At 62.5% G+C, this 17063-nt stretch carries 11 protein-coding genes and 1 tRNA gene; 10 read left to right on the forward strand and 2 right to left on the reverse strand.

Annotated elements, in window-relative coordinates; genetic code table 11:
* Nucleotides 1-110 precede the first annotated feature (110 nt).
* Both VIE67_RS11485 and serS read left to right on the forward strand, forming a co-directional pair.
* Nucleotides 111-680: a hypothetical protein gene (locus VIE67_RS11485; protein ID WP_332026313.1), complete on the forward strand. Its 570-nt coding sequence runs from the start codon at nt 111-113 to the stop codon at nt 678-680.
* 71 nt (nt 681-751) lie between these two features.
* A complete protein-coding gene (gene serS / locus VIE67_RS11490) occupies nt 752-2041 on the forward strand; it encodes a serine--tRNA ligase (RefSeq protein ID WP_332026315.1) in 1290 nt (429 codons plus the stop codon).
* Nucleotides 2042-2232: 191 nt separating this feature from the next.
* On the opposite strand, the gene VIE67_RS11495 is transcribed toward serS, so the two are convergent.
* Entirely contained in the window at nt 2233-2850 is a 618-nt protein-coding gene (locus tag VIE67_RS11495) for an FMN-dependent NADH-azoreductase (RefSeq protein WP_332026317.1), read from the reverse strand.
* 133 nt (nt 2851-2983) lie between these two features.
* On the opposite strand from VIE67_RS11495, the gene VIE67_RS11500 reads away from it, so the two are divergent.
* The 7 genes from VIE67_RS11500 to VIE67_RS11530 all read left to right on the forward strand — a co-directional run bounded on the left by VIE67_RS11500 (nt 2984) and on the right by VIE67_RS11530 (nt 12628).
* Entirely contained in the window at nt 2984-3901 is a 918-nt protein-coding gene (locus tag VIE67_RS11500; protein ID WP_332026321.1) for a LysR substrate-binding domain-containing protein, read from the forward strand.
* Between the two features lie 508 nt (nt 3902-4409).
* Nucleotides 4410-4499, forward strand: a tRNA-Ser gene (locus VIE67_RS11505).
* An 875-nt stretch (nt 4500-5374) separates the two neighbouring features.
* A complete protein-coding gene (locus VIE67_RS11510) occupies nt 5375-5755 on the forward strand; it encodes a VOC family protein (protein WP_332026323.1) in 381 nt (126 codons plus the stop codon).
* A 204-nt stretch (nt 5756-5959) separates the two neighbouring features.
* Complete coding sequence (locus VIE67_RS11515; RefSeq protein ID WP_332026325.1) at nt 5960-7486, forward strand: efflux transporter outer membrane subunit; 1527 nt, start codon at nt 5960-5962, stop codon at nt 7484-7486.
* Between the two features lie 13 nt (nt 7487-7499).
* A complete protein-coding gene (locus VIE67_RS11520) occupies nt 7500-8735 on the forward strand; it encodes an efflux RND transporter periplasmic adaptor subunit (protein ID WP_332026327.1) in 1236 nt (411 codons plus the stop codon).
* 12 nt (nt 8736-8747) lie between these two features.
* The gene (locus VIE67_RS11525; protein ID WP_332026329.1) at nt 8748-11804 is read left to right on the forward strand and encodes an efflux RND transporter permease subunit; all 3057 of its coding nucleotides are present in this window, start codon (nt 8748-8750) and stop codon (nt 11802-11804) included.
* Between the two features lie 173 nt (nt 11805-11977).
* Nucleotides 11978-12628, forward strand: a complete 651-nt coding sequence (locus tag VIE67_RS11530) for a response regulator (RefSeq protein ID WP_332026331.1) — start codon at nt 11978-11980, stop codon at nt 12626-12628.
* Nucleotides 12629-12683: 55 nt separating this feature from the next.
* Here VIE67_RS11530 and VIE67_RS11535 read toward each other — a convergent pair whose 3' ends face one another.
* Complete coding sequence (locus tag VIE67_RS11535) at nt 12684-15653, reverse strand: Rne/Rng family ribonuclease (protein ID WP_332026333.1); 2970 nt, start codon at nt 15651-15653, stop codon at nt 12684-12686.
* A 399-nt stretch (nt 15654-16052) separates the two neighbouring features.
* On the opposite strand from VIE67_RS11535, the gene VIE67_RS11540 reads away from it, so the two are divergent.
* A complete protein-coding gene (locus tag VIE67_RS11540) occupies nt 16053-17051 on the forward strand; it encodes an RluA family pseudouridine synthase (protein ID WP_332026335.1) in 999 nt (332 codons plus the stop codon).
* Nucleotides 17052-17063: the final 12 nt, after the last annotated feature.

Consider the following 17063-nt stretch of genomic DNA (forward strand, 5'->3'; position numbering starts at 1 on the left):
GTTTCGTTATCCTCGCGTGGAATTTCTGACCCTTCATGCTGCGCAGCGGCTTGCGGTTGCCGGGTTGTCGCGCTAGCGTCGCGCGACCGTAGACCACTGGGGAGAATCTCGTGCGTGTATTCCTTGCCGCGCTGCTGGGCACCATCGTGATTTTCCTGTGGGAATTCGTCGCGCATATGCTGCTGCCGGTAGGCGAAATGGGCATGCGTCTGCCGGTGAACGAGGATGTGGTGCTGCAGGCGGTGGCGACGGGCCTGCCGCAACCAGGCATCTATATGCTGCCGAGTATCGACCCGGCCAAGATGAGCGATGTGCCGACGGTCAAGGCCTACTCGGAAAAGACCAAAACCAATCCGTTCGCCTTCGTCGTCGTCAGCAGCGCCGGTCAGGACATGACCAATATGGGTCCGAATCTGGCCAAGCAATTCGGCAGCGATTTTCTCGGCGCATTGATCGTCGCGCTGCTGCTCGGCGCGACCACATGGACGTTCGGCGAGCGCGTGCTCGGCAGCGTGGGTTTCGGAGTTTTTGGCTGGATGGAGAATATCGTGCCGCAGTGGAATTGGTATCGCTTCCCGCCCGACTTCATGCTTGGCAACCTGATCGAACAAGGCGTCGGCTGGCTGCTCGCCGGTATCGCCATCGCCTGGTGGCTCGGACGTCGCCGCCGCCGCCGCTGACGACACCGCCGCATTGCGGCGCAAGCAGGGGCGCGGGATAATCCGCGCCCTTTCTTTTTTTGAGTATCCACATGCTCGACCCGGTATTGCTGCGCACGCAACTTGACGAGACTGCCGAACGCTTGCGCGCGCGTGGCTATGAACTCGACAAGGCCGCGATCGAAACGCTCGAAGCGCAGCGCAAAGCCGTGCAGGTCGAAACGCAGGAATTGCAGAACCTGCGCAATACGCGCTCGAAAGCGATCGGCATGGCCAAGGGCAAGGGCGGGGACACGAGCGCGTTGATGGCCGAAGTCGCCGGCATCGGCGACAAACTCAAGGACAACGAACACCGACTTGGCGAGATTCAGGTGGAGCTTGCGCGCGTCACGCTCGGCATCCCCAATCTTGCTGATGCATCTGTGCCGCAGGGCAAGGACGAAACGCAGAACGTCGAAATCCACAAGTGGAACGTCCCCGGTACGAGCGGGCCGCGCCAATTCGATTTCGCGGTCAAGGATCATGTCGATCTCGGCGCGCGTCACGGCTGGCTCGATGGTGATGCGGGCGCGAAACTTTCCGGCGCACGCTTTACCGTGCTGCGCGGCCAGCTCGCGCAACTGCATCGTGCGCTCGCGCAATTTATGCTCGATCTGCACACAGGCGAGCACAGCTACCTCGAATGCAATGTGCCGCTGCTGGTGAATCCGGAAACGATGCGGGGCACGGGGCAGTTGCCGAAATTCGAGGAAGATCTTTTTGCGATCGCTGGCGAAGTCAAACGTTATCTGATCCCGACCGCCGAAGTCTCACTGACCAATCTCATCGCCAACGAAATCGTCAATGCGGAAAAACTGCCGCTGCGCATGACCGCACACTCGCCATGCTTTCGCGCCGAGGCCGGCAGCCACGGCAAGGACACGCGCGGAATGATCCGCCAGCATCAGTTTGAAAAAGTGGAATTGGTGACGGTTTCCACTCCCGCAAAAAGCACCGAGGAGCACGAGCGCATGACGCGATGCGCCGAGGTCGTGCTGGAGAAACTGGAGCTGCCGTATCGGCGCGTCCTGCTATGCACGGGCGATATGGGTTTCGCCGCAGCCAAGACTTACGATCTGGAAGTCTGGCTGCCTTCACAGAACACCTATCGCGAAATTTCCTCGTGCTCGAACTGTACCGACTTCCAGGCGCGGCGAATGCAGGCGCGTTGGCGCAACCCGGAAACCGGCAAACCCGAACTGGTACATACGCTCAACGGCTCCGGCGTCGCGGTCGGTCGCGCGCTGGTCGCGGTGATGGAGAACTACCAGAACGCGGATGGTTCGATCAGCGTGCCGAAGGTGTTGCAGCCGTATATGCGCGGAGTTGAACGTATTTCGTAGGTCGGTGCCCCGGGTCGAACCCGTCCTGGATCGTCATTCCGGCGAAAGCCGGAATCCAGTGCCTTCGCTTCTTTATTGCGCGTTGATAATCAAAGTCGCTGGATTCCGGCTTTCGCCGGAATGACGGCAAAAAGGAGCAAAAAAAAGCCCGCAATTGCTGCGGGCTTTGTGGGGACCAGGAAGCGGATCGGTCAAGCCGCCAGCAACTCGCTCTGGATCGCGTGATGCGCCGACTCGATCGACTTGCCGCGCTGCTCGGGGCTGATGTTCAAGCCTTCCGCGCGCACGAATTCGATGTCGCTGATTCCGGCGAAGGCGAATACCTTGCGCAGGTACGACTCCTGGAAATCGAAGCTGGCCATCGGCGATTCGGCGCTGTAGAAACCGCCGCGCGCGGAGACGACGATGACTTTCTTGCCCTTGGCCAGACCCTCGACGCCGTTGGCCGAATACTTGAAGGTCGTGCCGGCGACGAGGATGCGATCGATCCAGGCCTTGAGCTGGCTCGGTACGGAGAAGTTGTACATCGGCGTGCCGATCACGATCACGTCGGCGGCCAGGAATTCGTCCAGTGCGCGGTTGCCCGCGTCGACATCGTGACGCTGCTCGGCGCTGAGCTGCGCGTCCGGGTTCATGCGTGCGCCGAGTACTTCGGCGGAAAAATGCGCCAGCGGTTCGCGCGCCAGATCGCGATAGACGACGCCGCCGCCGGGATGACGTTGCTGCCAGGTCTTGACCACGGTCGCGCTCAGTTCGCGCGATGCGGAATGCGTGCCCAGCACGCTGGAATCGATATGCAGAAGTTTCATGGGAATGGTCCTCAATGCGATCACGGGACTTGCCGGCCGCTTCGGTGTTACACGTTATAGACAACACATTCGTTTGATAAGCCGGGTAAAATCGGCTCTAGCGTTCCGCTGGCGGGACGATGCGAGGTGCGCCGTGCAGGATCTGAACGATCTCTACTACTTCTCCATCGTCGTCGAGAAGGGCGGATTCGCCGCGGCGGGACGCGCGCTGGATATCCCGAAGTCGCGGCTCTCGCGGCGGATTGCGCAGCTCGAAGAGCGCCTCGGCGTGCGCCTGCTGCAGCGCTCGACGCGTCGCTTCGCGGTCACCGAAGTGGGCCAGCGTTTCTATCGACACTGCCAGAGCGTGATCGCCGAGGCACAGGCCGCTGAGGAAGCCGTCGCGGAGTTGACTACCGAGCCGCGCGGCCTGGTGCGCATCAGCTGCCCGATCTCGTTCACGCAAAATGTGATGACGACGATCCTGCCCGAGTTCGCCGCGAAATATCCGCAGGTGCGCCTGCTGATTCTGTCCACCAACCGGCGCGTCGATCTGATCAACGAAGGTGTCGACATCGCCGTGCGCGTGCGCTTCAAGCTCGACACCGATGGCGATCTCGTGCTGCGCACATTCGGCCGCAGCGGCCAGTTCCTCGTCGCGAGCCCGGCCTATCTCGATACGCGCGGCCGACCCGATCATCCCCAAGACCTCGCGCGCCTCGACACGCTCAGCATCGCCGAGCAGGAAACACAGACCTGGGAACTCAGCGGACCGGACGGGCAGGTGCACCGCGTCGAACACCAACCGCGCCTGATGTGCGGCGATTTTCCGATGATGGTCCAGGCGGCAGTGAGCGGACTCGGCATCGCACTGCTGCCGGAGAGCGTCTGCGCACGCGCCGTCGCCGCCGGCGAACTGGAAATTCTGCTGAAGGGATGGACCTTGCCCGAAGGCATCGTGCACTGCGTGTTCCCCTCGCGCCGCGGCGTGCTGCCCGCGGTGCGCGCACTGATCGATTTTCTTGCCGAGAGAATGCCGGTCGCGGTGCAGAACAACGTGGTCGGCATTTGAACGTTCAAGTATACTTCGCCTCGAAAATTGGAGAGGTGGCCGAGTGGTTTAAGGCACCGGTCTTGACGCGAAGGCTGGGAGCCGAAGCGAACATCGGCGCAGCCGATGGCCCACAGGGCGCAGGGCAGGATGCCCGGAGTCAAACCGGCGTCGCCGGTTGATCACGAAGTCTGAAAACATTAAGTAAAACGGAGAGGTGGCCGAGCGGTTTAAGGCACCGGTCTTGACGCGAAGGCTGGGAGCCGAAGCGAACATCGGCGTAAGCCGATGGCCCGAAGGGCGCAGGGCAGGATGCCCGAAGTCAAACCGGCGTCACCGGTCTATCACGAAGTCTGAAACATGAGCAAAACGGAGAGGTGGCCGAGCGGTTTAAGGCACCGGTCTTGAACGCGGAGGCAGGAGCCGAAGCGAACATCGGCGAGCCGATGGCCCGCAGGGCGCAGGGCAGGATGCCCGGAGTCAAACCGGCGTCGCCGGTCGATCATGGAGTCTGAAAGACAGCAATAACGGAGAGGTGGCCGAGCGGTTTAAGGCACCGGTCTTGAAAACCGGCGTCGGAGCGATCCGACCGCGAGTTCGAATCTCGCCCTCTCCGCCAAATCAATAAATTAGCAGGTTAGGTTTCCTGCTTCTGGATGCCGCGGGCGGGGTTAGTTGCTCCAAGCGCCTGAATCCTCCAGCCCAAGGATGAGCCGCATCCGTGACGCGGTATACAGAACGCAAGAAATTACCGACTTAGCATTGCCGCTTTGTTAAGCCGATCTAATCCCCGCGATCATGATGCGTGTCGGACTTTTGCCACTCCTGCTCCTGCCACTTGGGCTAGCCGGCTGCGCCTACCCCGAAAAAACGTGGGAGTCCTGCACTGCACTCGTCGGAGATACTGAGTCGCATCTGAGCAATGTAGCGTCTGAGGCGCGCAACGCCAATACAACTTCCGAGTACGCTGTGGTTATGCGGGCGAACTCGGCTTGGGAGTATCAAGTTCACAATCGGCTGTCCGCTTGTAGAGGAATTGGGATTGCCGAGCATCGCACTAAGCAGGAATTTGCATCCTTGGATGCTGCTGTTAGAGCGGTAGCGTGGCTATTGATCATTGATCCCGGGCAAGACTGGGAAGTGTCTCGCGACTCTTTGCTAACATCCATCAGCATGCTCAAGATAGAGCTGAGAGCTAGCAACTCGCTCAAGCGGAGCGCTGCAGAGTAGTTGCGGTAACATCACTATTTCGCTGCAGCCGCTTACCTCAAGCGTTGGTCCCAAGTTCACCTTCGGCGTGCCCACAGTTGCTCAATTTCCGTGGGCGTGACTTCGCACACGGGCACCTGCGCGGATGGTCCAGTAACCTGCGCGAATCCTTCCACAAGTAGATAAGCGCATGACCACTAGCGACGATTCGATCTCGCTCCAGCTTTACGCACGCATTGGCGGCGTCCTGCACCTGATCATCATCGTCGCCGGACTCTTCGCGTCATGAACCTTGCTGCCGTCGAAATCAAGGCATTCGTGCCTGCCACCGACTTTGCGACTTCGGCGCAGTTCTATCTTGCGCTTGGGTTCGAGATTCCGTGGTCATCGGACGGGCTTGCTTACGTTCGCCATGGAGAAACGAGCTTTCTCTTGCAAGCCTTCAACGAGGCTGACTTCGTCAAGAATTTCCAGATGCATTTGCTGGTCGAGAACGTCGACGACTGGCACGCGCATATTCTTGCCGCAGGCGTGCCCGCTCGTTTTGCCGTCAAGGTCGGCGAACCGGCAAATCAGCCGTGGGGGATGCGAGACTTCACGCTCTTCGATCCAAGCGGCGTTCTGTGGCGCATCGCGCAGAACCTTCCGCAAGACGGCGCTTCGTGAAGCAGCGCCGATCCCGGCACAGGCAATCCGTAGCTGCTCAGAAGTTTCAGAAAATAGTCCAAGTCTCAGAAATCGAGAAATGGAAACGTACGATACGCGAATGTCTGAAACCGGCTGCGTGCTATGCGACACGACAAATGCGTTGATCGGTTAGCGCCGCTCGTCTATTATTGAACCTGTAAGTACAGCTTAAGGACGCTGTTTATGGCCGCAGGCCAAGCTGTTACACACATTCGCATGCTGACCTGGGGGACCTTGCTTGCACTGGTGGGTTGCGCCGCCGGTCCGGATTTCCATGCGCCGGCGCCGCCTTCGGTCGATGCCTACCGCAAGGACGCGTTGCCGGCGGCGACCGTGGCTGCGAACGTGCCGACCGGCGATGCGCAGCGATTTCTGCAGGGCGCGGATGTCCCGGCGCATTGGTGGACGACGTTCGCCAGCGACGAGTTGAATCGTCGCGTCGAGCAGGCACTCGCGCACAGTCCAACTATCGCTTCGGCGCAGGCCGCGCTGCGCCAGGCGCAGGAGAATGCCAACGCGTCGCGCGGCGCGCTGTTTCCGGCGGTCGATGCCAAGGCTGGCGCGACGCGCGGCAACGCGAACGGCTTCGGCTCGATCGGCTTGCCGGGTAGCGGCCCATCGACCTTCACTCTGTACAACGCCGGCGTGAACGTTGGCTACACGCTGGATCTGCTCGGCAGCGTGCGGCGCGGTGTCGAGGCGCAATCCGCGTTAGCTGATTTTCAGCGCTTTCAGCTCGAAGGCACGTATTTGAGTCTCGCCGCGAATGTGGCCACCGCGAGCTTTCGCGAGGCGTCGCTACGCGAGCAGATTCGCGCGACGCAGGAAATCATCGACGTCTACGGCAAGGAACTGGGACTGGTCGAAAAACAGAATCAGATCGGTGCGAAATCGCTGGCCGACGTGCTGGTGATCCGCACCCAGGTGGCGACCGCGCAGGCGACCCTGCCGCCGCTGCGTCAGGCGCTCGCGCAGACGCAGACGCAGCTTGCCGTGTACCTCGGCCAATTTCCGTCGACAGCCGAGCTCGCCGCGGTCAATCTCGATGCACTCACGTTGCCACGCGACGTTCCAGTCAGCCTGCCGTCGACATTGACGCAGCAGCGTCCGGATATTCGCGCCGCGGAAGCGCAATTGCATCAGGCGACGGCCGCGGTCGGCGTCGCTACGGGAAATTTGTTTCCGCAGATCACGCTGTCGGGCACCTTGGGATCGAGCGCGCTGAAAGCGGATGACCTGTTCTCCGGTGGTACCAGGGCCTGGACTCTCGGCGCGAATCTGCTGCAACCGGTCTTTCACGGCGGCAGCCTGCGTGCGCAGAAGCGCGCGGCCGAGGCCGGTCTCGACAAGGCGGCTGCGGATTATCAGAGCGTCGTGCTGACCGCGTTTCAGAACGTCGCCGACAGCCTGCGTGCGCTCGAGCTCGATGCCGAGAATCTGCAGGCGCAGGCGCTGGCCGAACAGTCCGCCGCGCACAGTCTCGAACTCGTGCGCATCCAGTACAAGGACGGCGCGGCGAGTTATCTGCAGGAGCTCGACGCAACGCGACAGTATCAACTGGCGCGCATCGGCCTGATCCAGGCACGCGCCGCACGTCTGGCCGATACCGCAGCATTGTATACGGCGCTCGGCGGCGGCTGGCAGCAAGGCGCCGAACCTGATGCCGTCAAGTCCGGTGTCGCCGCAACTCCCGTCACGCAATCACACTGAAGGAGAGCCGCGCATGCAAACGCGCGTGGAGAAGAAGAAATGGAGCACCACCAAACGCATGGTCGTGATGGTGCTGCTCGTGCTGTTGTTGATCGCGGCCATCGCCGGCATCAAGGTGATGATGGTGATGAAGATGATGGCGGGCATGAAGCCGCCGCCACCGGCCGTCGTCAGCACGATCAAGACTTCCTACCAGGAATGGCAGCCCGAATTGCGCGCGGTCGGCACGCTGCGCGCTGCGCGCGGTGCCGATCTCGCGCTCGATGTCGCCGGCTTGGTGACGCGCGTCAATGTCCAATCCGGTGACGAGGTCAAGGAAGGGCAGGTACTGCTGCAATTGCGCGATGGTGAGGATGTTGCCCAGCTGCATCAGCTCGAAGCCGCCGCGGCGCTGGCCGAGGTGACGTTCGGCCGCGCGAAACAGCAACTGGCCGTGCAGGCGATCAGCAAGGCCGACTACGACCAGGCTGCCGCCGATCTGAAAGCCAAGCAGGCCGCGGTACAGCAGCAACAGGTGAACGTCGCCAAGAAGCAATTGCGCGCACCGTTCGCCGGCCGCGCGGGCATCGTCACGATCAACCCGGGCGCGTATCTGAATTCCGGTACGACGATCGTGACCGTGCAGCAGGTCGATCCGGTATTCGTCGATTTCTTCCTGCCGCAGAAGAATCTGGCCGAAGTCAAAGTCGGTCAGCGAACCGCGCTGGCGCTCGACGCGTTCGCGGGCAAGGCATTCGAAGGCGAGATCAATGCGATCAGCCCGAAAGTCGACAACGACACGCGCAACGTGCAGGTCGAGGCGAAAGTGCCCAATCCGGATGGCCGGCTGGCGCCGGGCATGTTTGCCAACGTCAACGTCGACCTCGGCACCAAGCAACGCTATCTGACGCTGCCGCAAACCGCAGTCGTCTACAACCCGTATGGCGAGACCGTGTTCGTGGTCAGGAAGAAAGGCGATCTCGACAAGGCGCAGGCGGCCGAGGCGGCGAAAAACGCGGACGCAAAAACGCAGCCCGCGAAGGATGCAGGCAAGGGTCCGCAATTGCCGGCCGACGCGCTCGTCGTGCAGCAGACCTTCGTGACGACCGGCGCGACGCGCGGCGATCAGGTCGCCATCGTCAAGGGTCTGGACGACGGCGTCGAAGTCGTCACCAGCGGCCAGATCAAGTTGAAGAACGGTGCGCCGATCAAGATCGACAACAGCGTGCAACCGGCGGACAACCCGAATCCGACGCCGCAAGAGCATTGAAGCAAGGTCATCATGAATTTCACCGACAGCTTCATCAACAAACCGGTTCTGGCGATCGTCGTCAGCGCGCTGATCCTCGTGCTTGGCATGCGCGCGCTCAGCGATCTTTCGATACGCCAGTACCCGAAAACCGAGAACGCGGTGGTCACGGTGACTACCGCGTACTACGGCGCCGACGCACAGACGATCGCCGGCTTCATCACCCAGCCGCTCGAGCAGGCGATCGCGCAGGCGCAAGGCATCGACTATCTGTCGTCGAGCAGCGTCAGCGGCGTGTCGACGATCAGCGCGACGTTGCGTCTCAACTACGACGCCAACAAGGCGCTGACGCAGATCCAGACCCAGGTCAGCTCGGTGCGCAACCAGTTGCCGCCGCAGGCGCAGCAGCCGGTGCTGAACGTGCAGACCGGAGAGACGATCGACGCGATGTACATGGGTTTTCGCAGCGATGTACTGCCGGCCAACAGCATTACCGATTATCTTGCGCGCGTGGTCAAGCCCAAGCTCGACGCCTTGCAGGGCGTGCAGACCGCAGAAATTCTCGGCGGCCGCCAGTTTGCGCTGCGCGCGTGGCTCGATCCCGCGCGGCTGGCCGCGCACGGCGTCACCGCGAGCGATGTCTACCAGGCGCTGTCGGCGAACAACTATCTCGCCGCGCTCGGTACGACCAAGGGCCAGATGGTCAGCGTCGACCTCACCGCCGGCACCGATCTGCACAGCGTCGAAGAATTCAAGCAGCTCGCGGTCAAGCAGAAGGGCGGCTCGATCGTGCGCCTTGCGGACGTGGCCAACGTCGTGCTCGGCGCCGAAAATTACGACGCCAACGTCTCGTTCAGCGGCAAGCTCGCCGTATTCATCGGCATCAAGGTCGCACCCGACGCGAACATTCTCGACGTGGCGCAGCGTGTGCGCGATGCGATGCCTGACATCCAGTCGCAGTTGCCGAGTGGATTGTCCGGCGAGATCGTCTACGACGGCACCAAGTTCATCACCGCGTCGATCCACGAGGTCGTGAAGACGCTGATCGAAGCGTTGCTCATCGTCACTATCGTGATCTTCCTGTTTCTCGGCAGCTTGCGCGCCGTGGTCATTCCTGTGATCGCGATGCCGCTGTCGCTGATCGGCACGTTCTTCGTGATGCTCGCGTTCGGCTATTCGATGAATCTGTTGACCCTGCTTGCTCTGGTGCTGGCGATCGGCCTGGTTGTGGACGACGCGATCATCGTCGTCGAGAACGTCGACCGACATATGAAGGAGGAGGGCAAGACGCCGCTGCAGGCTTCCCTGCTCGCCGCGCGCGAACTCGGCGGGCCGATCTTGGCGATGACGGTCGTACTGGTCGCCGTGTACGTGCCGATCGGTTTCCAGAAGGGTCTGACCGGCGCGCTGTTCACCGAATTTGCGTTCACCCTGGCCGGCGCGGTCACCGTCTCGGCTATCGTCGCTTTGACCTTGTCGCCGATGATGTGCTCGCGCTTCTTCAAGTCCGAACAGGACAGCGGCCGCTTCGTGCAGTTCATCGACCGCCAGTTCGAACGCGTGCGCCACGGCTATCAGCGCGTGTTGCACGGCACGTTATCGACATGGTCCGTCATCGTGGTGATGGGCGCGCTGTTATTCGGCGCGACGATTCTGCTCGGCATGACCTCGAAATCGGAACTCGCCCCCGAGGAAGACCAGGGCTTTCTGTTCTATCAGCTCAAGGCGGCGCCGAACTCTACCGCGCAGCAGATGCTCGGCTATTCGCAGCAGATGTTCGCGATCGGCAAGGCGCTGCCCGAATACGAAATGATGTTTCAGATCATTACACCGGGCACCGGCTTCGGCGGCATGCTGTTCAAGCCTTGGGACGAGCGCAGCAAGAACGCACACGAGTTGCAGCAGGAGCTGCAGGGAAAATGGAGCGCGATCGCAGGCGGGCAGATATTCGTGTTCGCGTTGCCGGCGCTGCCGGGTGCGCAGGGTGCGCCGGTGCAAGTCGTCATCAACACGACCGAACCGTTCCAGAACCTCAATGAAGTCGTGCAGGCGGTGCTGAAGAAGGCGCAGGACAGCGGCAAGTTCTGGTTTATCGATGCGGATCTGAAGATCGACAAGCCGCAGACGACCGTCGTCGTCGATCGCGACCTGATTTCGACGCTGGGCCTGACCCAGCAGGACGTTGGCAGCGCGCTCGGCGCCGCGCTCGGCGGCGGCTATGTCAACTATTTCTCGATCGCCGGGCGTTCGTACAAGGTGATCCCGCAGGTGCTGCAGGCGGATCGTCTGAATCCGGATCAGGTGCTCGACTACTACGTGCGCGCGCCAGACGGTTCGGTGATACCGGCCTCGACGGTGGCAAAGCTCAAGAGCGAAGTCGTGCCGCAATCGATCAATCGGTTTCAGCAGCTTAATTCGGCGACGATCTCCGGCGCGAGTGGCATGTCGCAGGGCGAGGCGCTGCAATTCCTGCGCGACGCGCTCAACGAGGCCGCGCCGAGCGGCTATGCGATCGACTACTCGGGCCAGTCGCGCCAGTTCGTGCAGGAATCCGGCGGCTTCGCCACCACCCTGTTGTTCGCGGTCATCATCGTGTTCCTTGCGCTGGCTGCGCAGTTCAACAGCCTGCGCGACCCGATCGTGATTCTCGTATCAGTACCGATGGCCTTGTTCGGCGCGTTGATCTTCGTCAACCTGATCTCCAGCCTCAACATCTACACGCAGGTCGGCTTGGTAACGCTGATGGGGTTGATTTCCAAGCACGGCATTTTGATCGTGCAATTTGCGAACGAATCGCAACGCGGCGGCATGAGCAAGCGCGACGCGATCGAACACGCCGCCGGCGTGCGCCTGCGCCCGATCCTGATGACGACCGCGGCGATGGTGCTCGGCGTGATTCCGTTGGTGATTGCATCGGGTGCCGGCGCGGCGGGCCGTTTCTCGATGGGTCTGGTGATTGCGACGGGTCTGTCGATCGGCACGCTGTTCACCCTGTTCGTCGTGCCGGCGTTCTACATGCTCCTCGCCGCGGATCATCATGCCGAACAAGCGAAAGGGGTGGATGCAGATCTGGACCTCGCACCCGCGTGAAAACAGCGGTTGGGCTGTCGCAGGCGTGAGTCGTCAATCCCAAATGAGACATCTTTGTCCCGCACGCATTCCATCGGAACAAGAGCCGCGCGCAGCCCATTGTTGCCCCGGGCTTGTATTGCGGGCCCGCGCGCAGTAATTTGAGAATCGTTGGGGTCTTCGGGGGAAGGCGAATGATTCGCGTTGTGCTGGTGGACGACCATGCCTTGATGCGCACCGGATTGCGCATGATTCTCGAAAAGCAACCGGATATGGAAGTCGTCGGCGAAGCCGAAGATGGCGAGCCGGGGCTGGCCTTGATCAAGCGTCTGCAGCCGCAAGTCGCGCTGGTTGATTTGCACATGCCGCGTTTGAGTGGCATCGAAGTCACCGAACGCGTGCGGCGCGCCAAACTGCCGACGCGCATAGTCGTTCTGACCATTGCCGGCGAATCGCCATTCCCCCGCCGCCTGCTGGAAGCCGGCGCCAGCGGTTATCTGACCAAGGGTTGCCCGGCCGAGGAGCTGGTCAGGGCGATCCGCCAGGTCGCGGATGGGCGACGCTATCTGAGCGCCGATGTCGCGCAGCAAATGGCGCTGGGCAATCTGGCGAACTCAGACACACCATTTGGCGACCTGTCCACGCGCGAACTCGAAGTGGCGATGATGTTGGCGCAGGGCCTGACTGCCAAGCAGATCGGCGTGCGCCTGAAACTCAGCGACAAGACGGTCGCGACCTACAAGTATCGCTTGTTCGAAAAACTCGCGATCGACAATGTCGTGACCCTGGCCCACCTCGCCACGCTGCACGGCCTCATGGATGCCGCTCACACGCGCATAACGTGATGATGCGACCGGTCGCGCAGCGGCGCGATAGCCGCTGCGCAACCCAGAACCATGTCTACGCCGCCGACGGCGGTTCGGCCGTGTCCTTGTTGGCCAATTCGCCATGCGCGGCTGCGGCCGCAGCGGGTTTCGGCGGCACCGGTACAACCTCGGCGGCGCGCAACTCGGCCAGCGCGCGCCCAATATGCGCATGCAGCGGCAATGGGGTGACCAGCGGCTGATCCATGCGCGGACGCGGTGGCAGCTGGCTCAGCTCGGGCTGACTCGGCGGCGATGGCGGCGCGGGTTTTGGCGGCGGTGGAGCGAACGGCAACTCGTTGTTGACCATCGGCGTCGGCATCGGCGCTGTCGGCACTGTTGCTTTTTCAATCGGCGCAGTTGCGGGTACCGCGGCAGACAGATCCGACGGCGCGACAACCGGTTTCGGAATTGGCGTCGACGACGCGACGACTCTTTCGACGGGCGCGACTGCGGGCGCAGCGACGGGCGCAGCCGATGGCATCGCGACTGGTTGAGCAGCAGCTGGCATTTGTGGCGGAGCCGGCGGCCCGCTCACTGCCGGCACCGATACGGCCGGCTTGGCTTCAGATGTCTGCACCGAGGCAGCGGTGGGGAGCACAACGGCTGCGATCGGTGTCGGCACGCTCGCTTGAGGCGCGGGCGCGCCGGCCGACGGGACGGCCGTTTCCGGCGCCCCCTGCATCGGTTTTGCCGCGTTCGCGGACTCACCGTCTTCGTCATCGAAATCCAGCACGATATCGTCGCCGGCAGCGGTTTGCGTCGCCTCGACCGGGTCACCTTCGTTGCGACGGCGGCGGCGACCGCCACGGCGACCGCGGCGACGTGAACGCGTCGTTTCTGCGGCTTGATCTTCGGCCGCGGTGTTCGCGACCGGATTGGTGCCAAGGACGATCGCCGCCGGCGCGGCATCACCCAATGGGTTGACGGCTGCGCTTCCATTTGGCTGCAACTCCGGCGTCAGCTCCGCCGCAGCGACGGGGCGACGCTCGGGCGGCACTGCTACCGCAGGACGGCTCGGCGGTGGCGGGGTGGGGCGATCGGAACCCTGGGGCTTGCGGTTGTTGGCCTGTGCGTTGCGTTCGCCGCCGCGCGCGCTGCGCGCATCCTGCGGGCGTTGCCCGTCGCGACGTGCCGACGCGGACTCACCGCGAGTGCGATTACCCGACTGCGCACGCGCCGAATCACCGCGCGGACGCTGGCGCTGATCGCTCTGGCGCTGGGCGCCACGCTCGGATGCAGCCGATCGCGCATTGCGTTGCGGAGCTGCCGCAGGTGCGGGCTGTGCGGCCGGCTCAGACTTGAACCAGCTTGCGATGCGCGCAAGCAGACCACCATTTTTCGCTGCCGCGACCGGCGCCGATACGGGCGGCGCGACTGCGCGTTCGATCTCGGGCTTCAGCGGTGCGGGACTTGCGGGCACGACGCCGGAAACGGCGGGCTTCTCGGGCTCGGCGCCCGGCTTGGCAACCTGCGGCGGCGGCGCGGACACGACCGGGGTCAGTCGTTCGTAACTCGGCTTGGTATCGCCGCCGATCTCGGCGTTCTTGATGCGTTCGATTTCGAAATGTGGCGTCTCGAGTTTGTCGTCGGCAACGACGATGATCGGCACCTCGTGGCGCAGTTCGATTTCGACCAGACTCTTGCGTTTTTCATTGAGCAGGAAGTTGGCAACCGCGGCCGGCGCCTGCACCAGCACCTGGCCGGTTTTTTCCTTCATCGCCTGTTCTTCGACCAGACGCAGCACCGACAGCGACAGCGATTCGACGCTGCGGATGCGGCCATGGCCTTCGCAGCGCGGGCAAACGCTTTGCGTGGATTCGCCCAGACTCGGACGCAGGCGCTGACGCGACATCTCGAGGAGGCCAAAACGCGAGATGCGGCCGACCTGCACGCGCGCCCGATCGAAGCGCAGCGCATCCTTCAACTTGTCTTCGACCTCGCGCTGATGGCGTGGATTTTCCATGTCGATGAAGTCGATCACGATCAAGCCGCCCGCGTCGCGCAAGCGCAACTGGCGCGCGACTTCGGTCGCCGCTTCGCAGTTCGTGTTGAACGCGGTGTCTTCGATGTCCGCGCCCTTGGTCGCTTTCGACGAATTGACGTCGACTGCGGTCAGCGCTTCGGTCTGGTCGACCACGATCGAGCCGCCCGACGGCAGACGCACATTGCGCTCGAACGCGTTCTCGATCTGGGTTTCGATCTGATAGCGCGAGAACAGTGGCACGGTATCCTGATACAGCTTCAACTTGCGCAGATTGTTCGGCATGACCTGCTGCACGAACTCGCGCGCGTCGTTGTAGAGTTCCTCGCTGTCGATCAGGATTTCGCCGATGTCGTTGCGCAGGTAATCGCGCAGCGCGCGGATGATCAGTTTGGATTCCTGATAAATCAGGAATGAAGCGGGGCGGCTCACGGCCGCGTCGGAAATCGCCTTCCATACCTGCAGCAGATAATCCAGGTCCCATTGCAGCTCTTCTGCGTCGCGGCCGACGCCGGCGGTGCGGATGATCAGGCCCATTTCGTCAGGCAGACTGAGCTTGTCGAGTTCTTCCTTGAGATTGGCGCGGTCGTCGCCCTCGATGCGTCGCGACACGCCGCCGGCGCGCGGGTTGTTTGGCATCAGCACGAGATAGCGGCCGGCCAGCGAGATGAACGTGGTCAGAGCTGCGCCCTTGTTGCCGCGCTCTTCCTTGTCGACCTGAACCAGGAGTTCCTGACCTTCCTTGAGCAGTTCGCGGATGCCGGCGCGGTTGTGATCGACACCCGGCAGGAAATATTCGCGCGAGATTTCCTTCATCGGCAGGAAGCCGTGACGCTCGGCGCCGTAGTCGATGAAGCAGGCCTCGAGCGAGGGCTCGACGCGGGTGATGCGGCCTTTGTAGATATTGGCCTTTTTCTGTTCTTTCGACGGGGTCTCGATATCGAGATCGTACAGAGCCTGGCCATCGACGATAGCCACACGCAACTCTTCACGCTGAGTTGCGTTGATCAACATGCGTTTCATTTTTATATCCTCAATGCGCTCTACCGCATTCGCGTCGCGAACCTGCAGCCGTCAGCCCCAAAGCAGGGCGACGGCGCCGATTCGCGTCGACCGCGGGCGATGGTTCGCGTCCGCGGGAGCGCTTTATTCAAAGCCGGCGCGACCATTCGCGCCTGGCGGTAATCCACAGCCCATGTACAACCGGAATCCCCGTTGCCGTACAGGCCGCGGGTAATTCTCGACTCGAACCGTTACGATTGCCGCGTGCGGCTTGGGTGGCTCCACTGGAGTTCCAGCCAGCGCCTGCGGGGCGTTGCGGTCGAGTGCGTCGTAACTGCCGGCAAAGCCGGCTTGTGACGCTCTGTACCTTTCGAGTGTAGCAACAAGCCGGCACTTTTTCCAACGATTGCGCGAACTTCGATGAATCTTGCAAGACCAAATCTCGAAAGCACGGCGGAAAGCCGGCCTGGCCCCGGCGTGCGCATGGTTCAGGTCGCCGAGGATCGCGATGGCCAACGCATCGACAATTTCCTCACCGGTCAGCTCAAGGGCGTGCCGAAAAGCCTGATCTACCGTATTTTGCGCACCGGCCAGGTGCGCATCAACGGCAAACGCGCCAAAGCCGACACGCGAGTCGTCGCGGGCGATCAAGTGCGTATTCCGCCGGTGCGCGTGGGCGAGCCTCACGATAGCGGCGCGCCGCCCAAGACGCAGATCGAACAGGTCGAGCGCGCGATCATCTTCGAGGATCGCGATTTCCTCGTGCTCGACAAGCCCTCCGGCGTCGCCAGCCACGGCGGCAGCGGTGTCACCTTCGGCGCGATCGAACTGCTGCGCGCCGCGCGCCCGGGCGATACGCTGGAACTCGCGCACCGGCTCGACCGCGACACCAGCGGCGTGCTGGTGCTGGCGCGCCGGCGCCCGGCGCTGACCGGCCTGCAGGCGCTGATTCGCGACAACGCAACAACCAAGCAATACCTCGCCCTGCTCAAGGGACATACGCACAAGGCGAAATTCGACGTCCAGGCATCGTTGCGCAAATCGATTCTGCAAGGCGGCGAGCGCATGGTGCGCGTGGCCGACGACGGCAAACCCTCGCTCACGCGTTTTCACATCATCGATATTTTCGCCGATGCGAGCCTGGCCGAGGTGACCTTGTTCACCGGGCGCACGCATCAGATTCGCGTGCATGCCCAGCATATCGAACATCCGCTCGCCGGCGACGAAAAATACGGCGAGCGCGGCTTCAATCAGAATATGCGCGGCGTAGGCCTGAAGCGTCTGTTTCTGCACGCCGCGCGCTTCGAGTTCGAACTGGACGGCAAGAGCCGCAGTTTCTCCGCACCGCTGTCTCCGGATCTGGCCGCGGTGCTGGACGCGCTGCCGCGCGGGGTCTCGAGAAAGGGCAAGCTGCGCTGAGGCGTATCGCGT

Source organism: Rudaea sp., from assembly GCF_036560865.1.
In the GTDB taxonomy this organism is placed as follows: Bacteria; Pseudomonadota; Gammaproteobacteria; order Xanthomonadales; family Rhodanobacteraceae; genus Rudaea.